This window comes from Vibrio metoecus (assembly GCF_009665255.1).
Lineage (GTDB): Bacteria > Pseudomonadota > Gammaproteobacteria > Enterobacterales > Vibrionaceae > Vibrio > Vibrio metoecus_B.
The window spans coordinates 236885-251917 of sequence record NZ_CP035687.1 but is presented as its reverse complement, the minus strand read 5'-3'; the positions used below and the strand labels follow the sequence as shown (position 1 = coordinate 251917).

Here is a 15033-nt window from a genome sequence, read left to right as displayed (position 1 = left end):
CCGTCTAAGCGATGTTTTGAGTATAGTGAACCGTCATTGCGTTGCTTGGACAAACTGGAACGCAAGCACCGCAACCAGAACAGTTTTGCGAGTTCACTTGTGGGCTCGCAGTGCGACCAATTTGTAGCGCAAAATGAATGGCCTCTTCTGGGCAGGCATCTTGGCAAGAACGACACTCAACTTGGTTATTCGCTAAACATTGGTTGGAGATGTCAACCGCAGCTATCCAAGGGGTTTGGTCTTGTGGTAGGAAAATTGGTTCAGGGCAGCTTTGAGCGCATTGATAGCAAAATGTGCACTCATCCACAGTAAAATTGACCCGTGGAAAACCGCCATCACCTTTTTCAATAATGTGGGTTTCACAGGCATCTACGCATTTACCACAACGGGTGCATTCATCGATAAAAGTTTGTGGACGTGCTAACCAAGGTAGTCGGACTTGGCTCTGGTCTAACTGACGAGCGGGGGCAAACCAGCGTCGTTTACTTAAATCGACCATCTCATCTCTCCCAAACCGTTCACAACTTGCCACATTTCGATACACAAATTGTAGTTTTTGACATATTAGTATAAATACCTCTTAGGAGGTAAATGGGGTGGTGGATTGTTTTGGATCAATAAATTAACCTGCGCGTTTCGGATAGTGTGTAGCCCTAAAGAGGTGGAGCTTTGGTCATTAATGAAAGAGAAACCGCATTGTCGAGTCCAGTTCGTAAATCATTAACTCGTACTATGGCGAAAGCCATGTTGTTGATTCTGTTTCTATCAGCGTTGACAACGGGGGTGGCGATCGTAACGTTGGCGTCTTCTCTCAATGATGCGGAAGCGGTGAATGTGTCAGGCTCGATGCGGATGCAAAGCTACCGTTTAGCGTACGATATCCAAACCCAATCGCCGGATTATCCTGCCCACATATTTTTGTTTGAAAACTCGCTCTATTCGCCTTCAATGCTTGCTCTGCTAGATTGGACAGTGCCAGATGATATTCAACAGGATTATTACCAGTTAATAGAACGCTGGCATCGACTGAAAAAAGTGCTTAACAGTGAGCACAAAGCGGAATATCTCCATCATGTCGCACCTTTTGTCAGTTTAGTCGACAACTTCGTTCTTAAGCTGCAGCGTTTTTCTGAGCGTAAGTTAATTGCTTTAGCGGCAGTCGGCAGTTTTGGCTTAGGGGGGATTTTTGCTGTTTCCCTGTTCGTGGTTTACTACATTCGAGAAGAAGTCGTACGTCCGCTCAATGCGATGGTGGCCGCCAGTGAGAAGATTAAAAACCGCATTTTTGAGGTTTCATTGGATGAAAGCAGCAGCACAGAAATGGGGATTTTGACCCGTACCTTTAACAGTATGGCGGGGGATCTCGGCAAGCTGTACCGTGGGTTAGAGCATGCGGTCAATGAAAAAACACACAAACTACAAATGGCAAATCAGTCCTTGCAGGTGTTGTACCACTCCTCACAAGAGCTGACGGCATCACGCATCACCGCGAGTAATTTCCAAACCATTCTTCGCCATTGGATCCGGGTCGATGGCATTAACGCACTACGCTTGGAAATTGAAGAAGAAGCGGGTAAGTCATTAATTTTGCAAGAAGGTGAACCAAGCGGAGCGGAGATGTTCCACACTCCACTGACGTTGGATGGACACCATCTTGGCCTTTTATATTGGGATGCAGGATCGCCAGAGCCGGATCGGGCTCTGATTGATAACTTTGCGCTGATATTGTCGCGAGCCATTTATTACAATCAGGCGCAGCGACAAGCTGAGCAGCTGCTTTTGATGGAGGAGCGAGCCACCATAGCACGTGAATTGCATGATTCGTTGGCTCAGTCGCTCTCTTATTTGAAAATTCAATTAACCCTGTTGAAACGTTCAGTGATGCCATTAAAACCTTGTGGTGATCTGAGTAAGACGGAAAGTATTATCAGCGAGATCGATAAAGGCCTATCGGATGCTTATACCCAATTGCGTGAGCTGCTGACCACTTTCCGCCTCACTTTAACGGAGGGCAGTTTTGGTCAGTCTCTACAAGGCATGTTGAGCCAGCTTTCGGGGCAAACGGAAGCTAAAATTGAACTGCACAATGCACTTTCCTCAATAGCGTTGGATGCTCATCAGCAAGTGCATCTCGTGCAGTTGATCCGAGAAGCGACCATCAATGCCATCAAGCATGCTAATGCCAATCGAATTGTGGTCAATTGCCAAGAAGTCGGTGATACAGTTCAAGTCACTATTGAAGATGATGGCGTGGGCTTTGACCCACAAGATCACAAGCTCAACCACTATGGTATGAGCATTATGCAAGAACGTACCGCTCGCTTGCGCGGCGAATTAAAAGTGGAATCCGCTCCGGGTAAAGGCTGCAAAATTGTGCTGACTTACCAACAGGGCGAGGAGAAAAATAAAAATGAGTTGTAGAGTATTATTGGTGGATGATCACCCGCTGATGCGCCGTGGTATCAATCAATTATTAAGTTTTGAAGCTGAATTCGAGGTGGTTGCCGAAGCAAGTAACGGTGCGGAAGCGATCGCTCTGGCGCATGACTTACAACCTGATTTGATCCTGCTCGATCTCAATATGAAAGGCATGTCGGGCTTGGATACGCTGACGGCATTGCGTACCGATGAATGTGACGCCTTAGTGGTGATCCTCACTGTCTCCGATAGTGCAGCAGATATTGAAGCACTGGTCAAAGCTGGCGCTGACGGCTATTTACTGAAAGATACCGAGCCAGACCAGCTTGTGTCGTTACTAAAACAAGCCATGCAAGGCGAAAAAGCCTTTAGTGAGTCGGTAGAGCGTTACCTTTTAAATCGCGATGCAGCGAGTAACCCTTTTGAAGCGCTGACGGAACGTGAAATGCAAATTATGTCAGAAGTCGCGAAAGGCTATCGCAACCGACAAATTGCCGATCGATTGTTTATTTCAGAGTCGACGGTGAAAGTGCATATGAAAAGTTTATTGAAAAAACTGAATGTGCCTTCGCGCACCGCTGCCACGATTCTTTATTTAGAACGATACGCAAGCTAAACAGCAGCATTCAGACGAGAAGGTATATACTGGTTGATAAGATAGCTTGAACTCTTACGGATTAAGGGGAAAGTGATGCTCTCAATCTTTGATATCTACAAAATTGGGGTTGGTCCTTCCAGCTCGCATACTAATGGGCCGATGATTGCAGGTTACCGTTTTGTGCAGCAGTTATTGCCACAACTCAATAAGGTTGGTCGCATACAGGTCGATCTGTATGGCTCGTTATCACTGACTGGCAAAGGCCATCATACTGATCGTGCTACCTTGCTTGGCTTAATGGGCAATCAACCAGCCACTATCAAGATTAGTGAAGCCAACCAGACTCTGCGTGAAGCGTTGCAAACGGGTAAGCTGCATCTTAATGGTCAGCATGACATTGTCTTCGATTACCATCACGATCTTCTTTTTCATCAAGATAATCTGCCGCTGCATGAAAATGGTATGACGCTGAGTGCGTTTGATGCACAAGGGCAGCAGATTGATTTTGAAACCTATTATTCTGTTGGAGGCGGGTTTGTTGCCACCGCTGAGCAACTGAAAAATGGCACCGCCAGTGCCGATATTTCTGTCACTTATCCTTTCCGAAGCGCAGATGAAATGCTGCACCAAGCTGAAAAAAATGGCTTGAGTTTAGGCGGAATAATTTTGCGTAATGAGCTGGCGTTTCAAGACATGGCGATGATTGATGCCAAAGCCGATCAAATCTGGCAAGTGATGAGCCAATGTATGGAACGTGGTTTTGCCACCGAAGGTATTTTAGAGGGCGGATTGAATGTCACTCGCCGTGCACCTAATTTACTCAAAAAGCTAGAAGCGAATGCGGCGATTGAAAACGATCCGATGGAAGTGATGGATTGGATTAATCTCTTTGCTTTTGCGGTGAGTGAGGAGAATGCCGCTGGCGGACAAGTGGTGACATCGCCAACCAATGGGGCGGCGGGCGTGATCCCTGCGGTTTTGATGTATTACCACCGCTTTATCAAGGCGCTCGATACCAAGCAACTCAAGGATTTTCTCGCCGTATCTGGCGCGATCGGCATCTTGTACAAAACCAATGCCTCCATTTCTGGAGCCGAAGTCGGATGTCAGGGCGAAGTTGGCGTTTCGTCTTCTATGGCTGCGGCAGGCTTAACGGCTTTACGTGGCGGCAGTAACGAGCAAATCTGCATGGCGGCAGAAATCGCCATGGAACATTCATTGGGCATGACATGTGATCCCATCGGGGGATTGGTACAGGTGCCTTGTATTGAACGTAACGCGATGGGCGCAGTGAAAGCGATTAATGCCTCACGCATGGCACTCAAACGTACCAGCAAATGTTTGATTTCACTCGATAAGGTGATTGAGACCATGTATCAAACCGGAAAAGACATGAACAAGAAATACCGAGAAACGTCATTAGGTGGGTTGGCGCTAATCCACCTTGCACCACCTTGTGAGTGATCGAAAATTGGTAATAGGAAAAAGCGCGGTTCTCTGAATCCAGTCGTTCTCAGAATCAAAAAGAAAGGGCGTGATATTCACGCCCTTTTGAATTTTGCTCATTGCTCGCACAATTAAGCGTACATAGGTACCAGAACCATAGTGCCGATGATAACGGTTAAAAGCCCCAGTAAAACAGGAACCGAAGTCCGTTTTACCACTTCAAATGGGCTGATTTTACCCATACCTGCGGTTGCAACGACTACACCTGAAACCGGAGAAATCGTACGACCAAGGTTAGAGGCTTGTAGCATTGGGATAATCAAGAATGCAGGGCTTAATCCCATTTTTGCCGCCAGTGATGGCGCGAGTTCCACAAACGCATAGAAAGGTGCGTTACCAGATCCAGTCGCAATTGCTGCGGCTACCGTTAAGCCCGTTAGGATTAACATAAGTGCTATACCACCTGCACCGGCGACTTCCGCTAGATGCAGCAGGTTATCGATCGCGCCGATCGACATCAAACCTTGTGCAAAAACCCCCGCCGCGACTAATAGCATCACCACGCCTTTGAACGCATCCGCCATACCTTCGTAGCAGGCTTCAAGATCTTCCAAGGTTTTCTTACCGTTGAAACGCTTGGTGATGTAATCCACAATCACACCAATAAAGATTGAAAGAACAACGATAGTGTAAATATCTAGCGTAATGCCAGGCAGAGTTTCACCATTGAAAACAAACACGCCAATGATAGGTAGGAAAGGCAGAATGGCGTAATACGCTGGCGCTTTCACTTCCATTTCAGAAAGGTCTACTTTCTCCATCGGAGTATTGTCTTTTTTGTCGAGGTATTTGTTCCAGAAGTAGGCTGCCGCTGCCATCACAATGATCGCGCAGATAGAAACAGGTAATACGGTTTCAACCGCAAATACGTGCAGTGGTAGGCCTGATTTTTCAGCCGCGATGACAACGTCACCTGAGGTTGGTGACAAAATGATCGCAGCTGGGGAGGCACACACTGCCACGGCGGCTGGGCGAGAAATACCCATCGCGGTCATCATTGGGAATAAGGTTGCCATTAACAAAACACCGAGACCGGTTGCTGAGCTCACGGCCAGTGACATTAAGCACGCCACAATATATGCCGCCACGAGTAAAACGTATGGCGATTTAATAAAAGAAAGCGGTTTAGAAAACTGTTTGACCACCACATTATTCGCACCGATGTGGGTCATATAAGAGGCAAAACCACACAGCAACATAATCTGCATACCTAAGCCGCCGCCGCGGTTTTGCAGCATATATTTCACATACTCCATTGAGTCAGTGAGTAGGTTACCGGTGGTGTCCATTTTTCCAGGCAGAACCTTGTGACCCAAGATCCCCGTCAAAATCAATAGCAAAATCCCTGCGGTGAGTAGGATACCCGCAGGCTTATAGCCCTTAACGATGAAATAGCCAACCGCAAAGGTTACGACTAAGCCAATCAGAAGCTCAAGCATAGCAATCTCCAAAAATGTCCGTTTATTTCAAACTGTAAAATGTATGTCAGGAATTTACTGAAAATTAATTTGTAGCACGAGTTCAACTTGCACTTTGCATGATCTAAAGCAATAAATATATCAATTATTATTGGTGATTAATTCTTGATAATTGTTTGTTCTTTATTGGTTAATAATGTGTTGTGGTTAATTTTTGGTTATTTATATCGAAAGTGGATGATTTCGTGGTGTGGCGATAGATGTGGTGAGTGAATATTAATCATCCCTTAGTTGAGTGTTCCAAAAAGAGTAAAGGCTCCTAAAGGAGCCTTAATTCATGAGTCGTCGCTAGTTTTAGATTAGTGACGGCGGTTGGTGCGAAATTCCGCCACAGCCTCATCCATGGCATGAGCTTGGCGAGATACCGTATCGACTTCAGTGAGACATTGTTGTGCTGAACGCATGTTATTCTCTGAAATAGTATTGAGTTCCGTGATGGATTCACTGACATGATTCATTACGCTGCCTTGCTCTTCAATGGCGGCGGCAATGCGCTGAGAATTATCTTGAATGGTGCTCATGTCTCGCAGGATCTGCTGTAAGCTCTCATCTAGTTGAGTCGATGCCGTAAGAGTGGCTTGTCCTTGGTTGTTGCAGAGATCAATATCATCAACCACCTGGCTCATTTGTGACTGAATATTTGAAACAACACGAGTAATTTCTTCTGTCGACTGATGCGTTCGGGTGGCTAATGAACGGACTTCATCGGCAACTACTGCAAACCCACGTCCTTGTTCTCCGGCACGAGCAGCTTCGATGGCGGCGTTGAGTGCCAAAAGGTTAGTTTGCTCAGCAATTCCTTGAATGATGCTGACAGCACCACCAATTTTCTCAACAAATTCGTTCAGCGAACCAATCGAGTGCTGGCTTTTTTGCAAGGTAGAAGAAAGCAGATCGATATTTTTCACTGTGGTAACCACCACACTACGGCCATGTTCTGCGTTGCGCGCGGCTTGGTTTACGCCCTCTGCTGCTACGTTGGTGCTTTCGGAAATTTCGCTGATTGTGGAAACCATTTGTTGCACTGAAGTTGCCATCAATGCCATGTGTTCCGATTGCACATTGAATTGTTCGATCACGCCTTCCAACTCGTTATGCATGCTAGAGGTACTGGTATACAGTTGGTGGGATTTGCTTTGAGAGCCGCTGATCAACTCTTCAAATTTATCCAATAAGCCATTGAAGTAACGAGCGACAGAGGTGATCTCATCTTGCCCTTTAATCTCAGCCCGTAATGAAATGTCATTAGATTCTGCAATACGTTGGATCACCAGAAGTAGCTGGCTCACGCGTAAGTTGATCGAGCGGCTGATCTGGAAAATAACCAATAAAATCACTAATACAACCGTAATTGTGACCGCTAGCTTAATGTTGTTCATGCTTTGCTGCTTTTCATCGACCGCTTTGGTGAGCGTTTCTGAAAAGGTTTTAAACATCTCTTCTACATCGTGAGATTGGGAGCGAGTGCTACCGAGTAAGCCTTCGTTATATTTCAAGCCGATCACTTTTTCTTGAGCAACCACCGCCTGCGCTGCGGTAATCAGTTGTGCATATTGACCTAGCGCTGTCGAATTGACGGAACCTGCCAATGTTTGCTGATGAAAATCAGTAAGGGCTAATAACTCTTCGGCAGTCGCTTGCTGTTTGGCTTGGTTGAGTGCTTGATAGTAATTTTTCAGCAGGCCACTCTCTTTATCTAAACCGAGAGTTTGGTAAGCCTTAACCAATTGTTCAAAACCTTGTTTGTATTGCAACAAGTCAGTACGCAGGGCATTGGAATCACCGAGCTTGTATTTGAGCATGATCGCATCAAGTTCAGCTTGTAAGCTAAGGAAGAGGTCGCTATTTTTTTGGAAGGTATCCAGATACTTAGCATCGCTGCGTAGCAAAAAGTCTTTTTCGTTGCGTCTTAAGTTGAGGAGTCTTACTTCCAGTTTGTCGACTTGGTTGATTGCTCGATTGAGTTCATCGTTGGTGTGGGCAAATTGTGAGGTAGTAAAGAAAATTGCGATGGATCCTAAAATGGCTATGATGCCTAAAGTGTAAAGCTTAATTCTAATATTCATGGTGTTACCTACTTATTATTCTTGCTCAATTGACAACCAATAAGTGTTGATAGGTGTCTTGGTGCAAACCATTCGGCAGTGTACCGAGAATAATTAAACTATCAATACTAGTGTCGTTCATGGTTTTCGGCTTTATATTAAATATTAATGACAAATTTATTACAGAAATGGGTGATGATGTGTTTGAGATCGACTTTGATGATTATGACGGATTTATATTTGACATGGATGGAACGCTGCTCGATACCATGCCAGCCCATTTAGCGGCTTGGAAAGAGGCTGCTGAGCATTTTAGCTTCCCATTTGATGAACAGTGGCTACATGGCTTAGGTGGTATGCCGAGTGCCAAAATTACGATGCATATCAATAAAAAATTAGGATTAACCCTCAATCCGGATCTCGTTGCGGGTTACAAGATGGATCGGTTTGCGAGTATCGGGATGCAAGCTGAGGTGATCCCTGCAACCTACGCTTTATTGTGTGAATGGTATGGTAAAAAGAAGATGGCGATTGGAACGGGCAGCCAACGTGATAGTGCTTTGCGTTTATTGGAAACCGCACAAGTGCTGGATAAATTTGATACGGTTGTAACGGCAACCGATGTAACGGAGCATAAACCACACCCTGAAACCTTTTTAATGGCGTGCGAACAACTGCAACTGCAACCCAAGCGATGTTTGGTTTTTGAGGATACTCAGTTGGGTTTACAAGCTGCACACGCTGGAGGCATGGATTGTGTATTGGTGACGCAGCAGGGATTAGCCTTTTATCCTTGTGCGGCGTAAATAAAAAAGCTGCCTCGGCAGCTTTTTTATTGTCAGGTCGAAATCCTGTTGTCACTTATTCGATAGCGAGTAGTTCGACTTCAAAGATCAGCACAGCAGAAGGTGGGATCGGGCCTGTACCACTTTTTCCATAGCCTAGGTTACTGGGAATATAGAAGCGTGTTTTTTCACCCACCACCATCAGTTGTACACCTTCTTGCCAGCCTTTGATGACTTGATTGAGACCGAAACTGATAGGTTCACCACGCTCGACGGAACTGTCAAACACTGTCCCATCCAGCAACTCACCATGATAGTGCACTTTCACTCGACTTTTCGGGCCTGGGTGCTCAGTGCCTGTTCCTGCTTGCAACACTTCATATTGCAAACCGCTATCGGTTGTAATCACATTTTCACGTTGACCATTTTCAGCTAAAAACTGCTGGCCAGCAGAAAAGTTGGCGTCGGCAGCTTTATGATTAGTCCAAGTTCGATAAATCATGAAGCCAGCGAGTAGAGCAACCACTAAGGGAATAATAATTTTAGACATAAAGCGTATATCGTCCTTTAACAAATGTCTTTCCCATCAACGCTGTTTGAAAATGAAAGCGTCTGACCATGAGGCCATCAGGGAGTGATGAATGGCTGACATTCTAACGAGGGATTATGTGATGGCAAGCCAGCCATTTGTAAATTGTTGTTGATGGACGATAAAGTTTTTCAAAAAGTGCCGATAACCTAATAGAGTTCAATGGCTGAGTGTTGGAAATGAAAGTCTGGTTTTTGTGCATTGCATTTGTTCTAACCGGGTGTGGTTCGTTAGCTACGGATCGCATGTTTAACGACAATATGCTCGATGTTGCTCCGAAAGGGGACTTCGATGTTCGTTATCCAGAATGGGGTTATGCGCCACAACAGAGTGTGAGTGTAGCTCAAACGCCAAAAATGCAGGCGAGATCTTCAAGTTACGAACAACTACGCCAATATCTCGTGAGTAACGGTATTGAGCACGAAATCATGCCCGGTGACTACCCAATGATCAAACTCAAAAACACCATTAAATTTGAGACGGGTTCAGCCAAAGTCAGCGCCTCTTCAAAGCAATGGCTCGATAAAATGGCGCAATTTTTAGCCGGAGAATCGGGTGTCGATATAGTGTTAGAAGGGCATACAGACAACACTGGAACTCAAAAATTTAATGATAAGTTATCGGAAAAACGTGCCACCTCAGTGAAGTCTGCTCTGGTGCATCGGCAGGTTGCACAGAATGTTATTTATACTCGCGGCTACGGTGAACATGTTCCTGCGTGTAACAATAACACCAAAAAGGGACGAGCTTGTAATCGCCGAGTAGAAGTTCGGTTTATCCTGTCTTCTAATTAAAGGATGTAAGATCTGTCTTTTAAATGAGATAGTCATCAAAACAAACAGAAGCACCAGTTTGACGGAAATTCATAGCATGAGTTTCCGTTTTCTATTTCTTTGAAAGCATTAACCTTACTAATTTTGATGTAATTCACGTTTGCATATTTCATCTGGTTTATCGGTTTGAGTTTTTGGAAACAAGTGTGTATACATTTGCGTTCATAAAAAACAACACTAGAACAACAAAGTATTATGTCAGCCTATTTAGCCTCTGCTTCACAAGAAGTTCTCGTTGGTGATCATGAACAACTGGTATCCACGACGGATTTAAAAGGTGTCATTACTTACTGCAATGACACTTTTTGTCGGATCGCAGGATTTGAACCCAATGAGTTACTTGGACAAAATCACAATATTGTTCGACATGCATCAATGCCCAAAGCGGCGTTTGCTGATATGTGGCGTCACCTAAAGCAAGGTCATGCATGGCGAGGTATTGTAAAAAATAAAACAAAAACGGGTGGTTACTACTGGGTGGATGCTTATGTAACGCCTATTCATGAACACGGAAAAATAGCCGGTTACCAGTCCGTTCGGGTCAAAGCCCAAAGGCAGTGGGTCGATATTGCTAATAAGGCCTATCAAGCTTTGCTTGCCGCAGAAAAAGCGGGAAAGCAATTTCAGCTAAAACTGAATGCGTCGCTGCGTTATGCCTTATTGATTGGTGCGCTAATGTCTCCTGCGTTGGCACACTGGTTTAACGTGGATGAAGCATGGCAATGGTTAAGCAGTTTAATGCCTTTGGGAGCATTGGCTTTACTGTTTCGTCAGGAGTTATTGTACACACCACTCCAACTGAAACGCTTACAGAATGAATATGATAGCGTCAGTCGCTTTGTTTACTCGGGTTCGAGTTCCTTTTCTGTTGCCGATTACCATTTAAAAATGGCGTCGGCGCGGATCCGCACCATCTTGGGGCGAATGATGGACTCAGCACGTCCATTGGGTGAACTTGCCAATCAGCTGCATGTGACGACGCAAGAAGTACATCAAGCGTTGGCTGCACAAAACAGCAACATCCAAGCCGTAACGCTGGCCACCGATGCTGTCGAGAGCGCCGCTGAGCGGGTTTCGAGCCATACTCAATCGGCTCATCAATTGATTGATCAAGTGCAACATCATTGTGCCGATACCAAGCACAGCATCAATGTTACCCATCAGAATTTACAGCGACTGGCCACGCAAGCTGATAGTGCTGCCTTGACAACACTAAAACTGAGCGATCAAGCACAGCAAGTTGGGCAATTGATGAGTGAAATCGGTGGGATTGCTGAGCAAACCAACCTATTAGCACTCAATGCGGCTATCGAGGCCGCCCGAGCCGGTGAACAAGGACGGGGGTTTGCGGTCGTTGCGGATGAAGTACGTGCTTTATCAGGACGAACGCAGCGCGCGACACTGCAAATCCAAACCAGTATCGACGCTATGCTGGCAACCATTGATGGATGGCGAGCCGATATTTCTGCTAGCCGAGATCAAACCGAGCAATGTGCTCAAGATGCCAATACCACATTATGTCAGTTACACGAGGTGGAATGCGTGATGGGGGAGATGCAGCATGTGGTTGGAGAAGTGGCTAGCGCAGCTCAACATCAACGTGAATTAACGGCAGAAGTCAATCAACACATCCATTCGATTGCTAGCGCCGCAACGCAAAACTTGATGGCGACACACACCGTTGAGGAATTTGCAGTGGCAATGAGTGGGAAAGTGACGGAGTTCAGTGCACTTTCTCAGCAATTTGCAGAAAAATAAGTGCCACTGACTTAGCGAGTATTACAAAAAATGGCCACATTATGTGGCCATTTCAGTTTTAGCGAGTGCTTGATTTTAAACGGTCGCTTTTAGCGGTTGCTCAGCATGAAGCTTCTGCTGTAGATAGGATTCCACTTCCTCAACCACACTTGTATCGTGATTTAAACCGAGTTTGCTTCTGCGCCAGAAAATGTCTTGTGCGTGACGGGCAAACTCGTTATCCCAAAGATAATCCACTTCTCTTTGATAAAGTTCACCGCTGAAGGCGATGCCTAAATCCTCGATACCCGTCACTCCAGCAAGTAATTGTGAAGTGCGGCTGCCATAGCTGCGCAGCCAACGCTCAATCACTGACTCAGTGATAAAAGGAAAGGCCACCACCAGCTGGTTTTTTAAGGCTGCATAGTCAAAGTTTTCACCACCTGGCAGAGGTGCATCCGCTGTCCAAGGGGCTTTCATTTTCGGGAAGAAAGGAGCGAGATGTTTCATCGCTGCTTCGCCTAGTTTGCGATACGTCGTGAGTTTACCGCCAAAAATGGACAGCAGCGGCGCTTCATCAGCTTGTTGATCCAGAGACAGAGTGTAGTCACGAGTAATGGCTTGTGGCGAGTTCGATTCGTCATCACACAATGGGCGTACACCACTGAATTCAGCAATGATGTCCGAACGCGTGATTTCGCGCATAAAATGCTTGTTCACAATCGAAATCAAATAATCACGCTCAGCATCGGTAATCGCCACTTTTCTTGGGTCGCCTTTGTATTCGACATCGGTTGTACCTATCATCGAGTATGCATCAAGATAAGGGATGACGAAGACAATGCGCTTATCTTCATTTTGCAGAATATACGCCTGCGGCTCATCGTGAATGCGTGGCACGATAATGTGTGAGCCTTGGATTAAACGAATACCGTAAGGGGAGCTGACGTGAGCATTCTCGTTTAAAAACTGTTTTACCCAAGGGCCTGCTGCATTCACAAGTGCATGACTACGGCGCTCAAAGCGTTGTTGAGTCTGCTCATCAAGTAGCGTCACATGCCATAAATCGCCCATACGCTCAGCTTTTTCGACTGTGCAGTAGTTCAACACTTCTGCGCCTTGTTCTTGAGCTTGCATGGCGTTGAGGATCACTAAACGAGCATCATCAACCCAGCAATCGGAATACTCAAAACCAATTTGCATTTCAGGTTTAGTCACGGAGCCTGCTTTTAAGGTGACTTTGTGACTTGCAGGTAGGGAAGTGCGTTTGCCCAAATTGTCATAAAGAAACAGACCGGCGCGGATCATCCATGCAGGGCGTAAGAAAGGACGATGTGGCAAACGAAAACGCATCGGCGTCACGATGTGCGGCGCTTTTTTCAAAAGCACTTCGCGCTCCGCCAGTGCTTCACTGACTAAGCGAAATTCATAATGTTCTAAATAGCGCAAACCACCGTGCACCAACTTTGAGCTGGCAGAAGAGGTTGCGCTAGCAAAATCTTTGGCATCGTATAAGCCAACTTTTAATCCTCGTCCTGTCGCATCTGCGGCAATGCCAGCGCCATTAATACCACCGCCAACAATAATCAAATCGAGCACTTCATCTTGGGTAAAACGTGTTGAGCGAGCGTTCATTTTCTATCTCCGCGCTTAATTGTTTTCGTTTTTGTTCTTTAATGTTCGTATGAAAGCATTAAAACATAGGAATGCGCAATATTTCTACTATGAATTTTGATCTTGATCATAAATGAACGAGGGAAATGGGTGTAATGAGCGCTCGAATATTCCATTTTTACTGGATCCGCATGTGTGTGGCTGCTGTACCAATCCGTTTGGGTATGGGATAAGACGTGATGATTTTTCAGGTAGGTAACGTTCCCGAAAAAGTAAAGAGAAATTTACCATAGAGATCACAATCTCTATTTAAGCTCACAGAAATGAGCAATTCCTGACCTGAACTCGAATAAGGCAGTTTTCCCTCTTGAACGCTTTGGTTAGACTCAGTTCAAAGCACATTTTGAGGAGTGATTCTATGTCAAGAGTATGGCTGACAGGCGATGCGGTGGTCGATCTGATCCCAGATGGGCAACAGCATTATTTAAAGTGTCCGGGTGGTGCACCCGCTAATGTTGCCGTCGCGATCGCCCGCTTATCCGGTCGCAGTGCTTTTTTTGGTCGAGTCGGGAACGATCCCTTTGGACGATTTATGCAACAGACACTCACTGCCGAGCAAGTGGATTGCCAGCACTTGTATTTCGACCCCGTACATCGCACTTCCACTGTGGTTGTTGACCTTGATGAGCATGGAGAGCGCAGTTTTACCTTTATGGTGAAACCGAGCGCGGATCAATTCCTGCAACTCAGTGATATTCCCTCTTTTCAAAAAGGGGAGTGGCTGCATGTCTGTTCGATTGCTTTGGCCAATGAACCGAGCCGCAGCTCGACCTTTGCCGCAATTGCGCAAATGAAAGAGGTGGGGGATATGTCAGCTTTGATCCTAACCTGCGTGAAGAAGTATGGTCAGAGCCGCAAGAATTACAGGCCACTGTCATGCGTGCCGTTCGTTTGGCGGATGTGGTGAAGTTTTCGGAGGAGGAATTACAGTTTCTAACCGGAACTCAGTCGATTGAAGAAGGATTACAGGTGATAGCTGATTTCCAGATCCCTCTTGTCGTCGTGACATTAGGCGCGAAAGGGGCGCTGGTGGTAACGCCAAACTCGCAGCAAATTGTGTCGGGCAAGGCAGTCAAACCGATTGATACAACGGGCGCGGGAGATGCGTTTGTTGGCGGCTTGCTCTATCGATTATCCGTGGCGCAAGATTGGCATAACCAAGCCACGATTTTAGATGCCGTCAAATGGGCTAATGGCTGTGGCGCTTTAGCGACCACACAGAAAGGAGCCATGACCGCACTTCCGAATCAAGCGGCGCTGCATGCCTTTTTAGAATGAAATATGGCCAGAGTGAAGATTGACTCTGGCCATATTGACTCTTCGCATAGTGGGATATATCTCTCTGAGATATATCCCCTTGCAACTTGAAG

The 15033-nt window shown here is 45.9% G+C and carries 10 protein-coding genes and 2 pseudogenes; 7 read left to right on the top strand and 5 right to left on the bottom strand.

Features of this window, described 5'->3' with window-relative positions; genetic code table 11:
- Nucleotides 1-4: 4 nt before the first annotated feature.
- Nucleotides 5-499, bottom strand: a complete 495-nt coding sequence (napF, locus tag EPB59_RS14705) for a ferredoxin-type protein NapF (protein WP_055049929.1) — start codon at nt 497-499, stop codon at nt 5-7.
- A gap of 233 nt (nt 500-732) precedes the next feature.
- On the opposite strand from napF, the gene narQ reads away from it, so the two are divergent.
- The 3 genes from narQ to EPB59_RS14690 all read left to right on the top strand — a co-directional run bounded on the left by narQ (nt 733) and on the right by EPB59_RS14690 (nt 4480).
- Nucleotides 733-2421, top strand: a complete 1689-nt coding sequence (narQ, locus tag EPB59_RS14700) for a nitrate/nitrite two-component system sensor histidine kinase NarQ (RefSeq protein WP_241666263.1) — start codon at nt 733-735, stop codon at nt 2419-2421.
- Nucleotides 2411-3034, top strand: coding sequence for a response regulator (locus EPB59_RS14695; RefSeq protein ID WP_055033638.1), 624 nt, complete (start codon nt 2411-2413; stop codon nt 3032-3034). Before narQ ends, EPB59_RS14695 begins: the two co-directional genes overlap by 11 nt.
- A 75-nt stretch (nt 3035-3109) precedes the next feature.
- Nucleotides 3110-4480 carry an L-serine ammonia-lyase gene (locus EPB59_RS14690; protein ID WP_154173501.1) on the top strand — a complete coding sequence of 457 codons (1371 nt, stop codon included), beginning with the start codon at nt 3110-3112 and terminating at the stop codon, nt 4478-4480.
- A gap of 113 nt (nt 4481-4593) precedes the next feature.
- Here the strand turns inward: EPB59_RS14690 and dcuC are convergent, their stop codons facing one another.
- Together dcuC and EPB59_RS14680 are read right to left on the bottom strand one after the other, a co-directional pair.
- Entirely contained in the window at nt 4594-5961 is a 1368-nt protein-coding gene (dcuC, locus tag EPB59_RS14685; protein ID WP_055027746.1) for an anaerobic C4-dicarboxylate transporter DcuC, read from the bottom strand.
- A gap of 338 nt (nt 5962-6299) precedes the next feature.
- Nucleotides 6300-8066, bottom strand: coding sequence for a methyl-accepting chemotaxis protein (locus EPB59_RS14680; protein WP_154173500.1), 1767 nt, complete (start codon nt 8064-8066; stop codon nt 6300-6302).
- A gap of 147 nt (nt 8067-8213) precedes the next feature.
- Between EPB59_RS14680 and EPB59_RS14675 the strand changes: the two are divergent.
- Nucleotides 8214-8851: pseudogene (locus EPB59_RS14675) on the top strand (beta-phosphoglucomutase family hydrolase).
- A 55-nt stretch (nt 8852-8906) separates the two neighbouring features.
- Here the strand turns inward: EPB59_RS14675 and EPB59_RS14670 are convergent.
- On the bottom strand, nt 8907-9380 hold the full coding sequence (locus EPB59_RS14670) for an FKBP-type peptidyl-prolyl cis-trans isomerase (RefSeq protein ID WP_000034752.1): 474 nt from the start codon (nt 9378-9380) through the stop codon (nt 8907-8909).
- A 218-nt stretch (nt 9381-9598) separates the two neighbouring features.
- Here EPB59_RS14670 and EPB59_RS14665 point away from each other — a divergent pair, with 218 nt between their 5' ends.
- Entirely contained in the window at nt 9599-10213 is a 615-nt protein-coding gene (locus tag EPB59_RS14665; protein ID WP_154173499.1) for an OmpA family protein, read from the top strand.
- Nucleotides 10214-10447: 234 nt separating this feature from the next.
- Nucleotides 10448-12010: a methyl-accepting chemotaxis protein gene (locus tag EPB59_RS14660; RefSeq protein ID WP_154173497.1), complete on the top strand. Its 1563-nt coding sequence runs from the start codon at nt 10448-10450 to the stop codon at nt 12008-12010.
- 75 nt (nt 12011-12085) lie between these two features.
- On the opposite strand, the gene glpD is transcribed toward EPB59_RS14660, so the two are convergent.
- Nucleotides 12086-13624: a glycerol-3-phosphate dehydrogenase gene (gene glpD, locus EPB59_RS14655; RefSeq protein WP_154173495.1), complete on the bottom strand. Its 1539-nt coding sequence runs from the start codon at nt 13622-13624 to the stop codon at nt 12086-12088.
- Between the two features lie 397 nt (nt 13625-14021).
- On the opposite strand from glpD, the pseudogene EPB59_RS14650 reads away from it, so the two are divergent.
- Nucleotides 14022-14941 (top strand): annotated as a pseudogene (locus EPB59_RS14650) (aminoimidazole riboside kinase).
- The last annotated feature ends 92 nt before the right edge of the window (nt 14942-15033 follow it).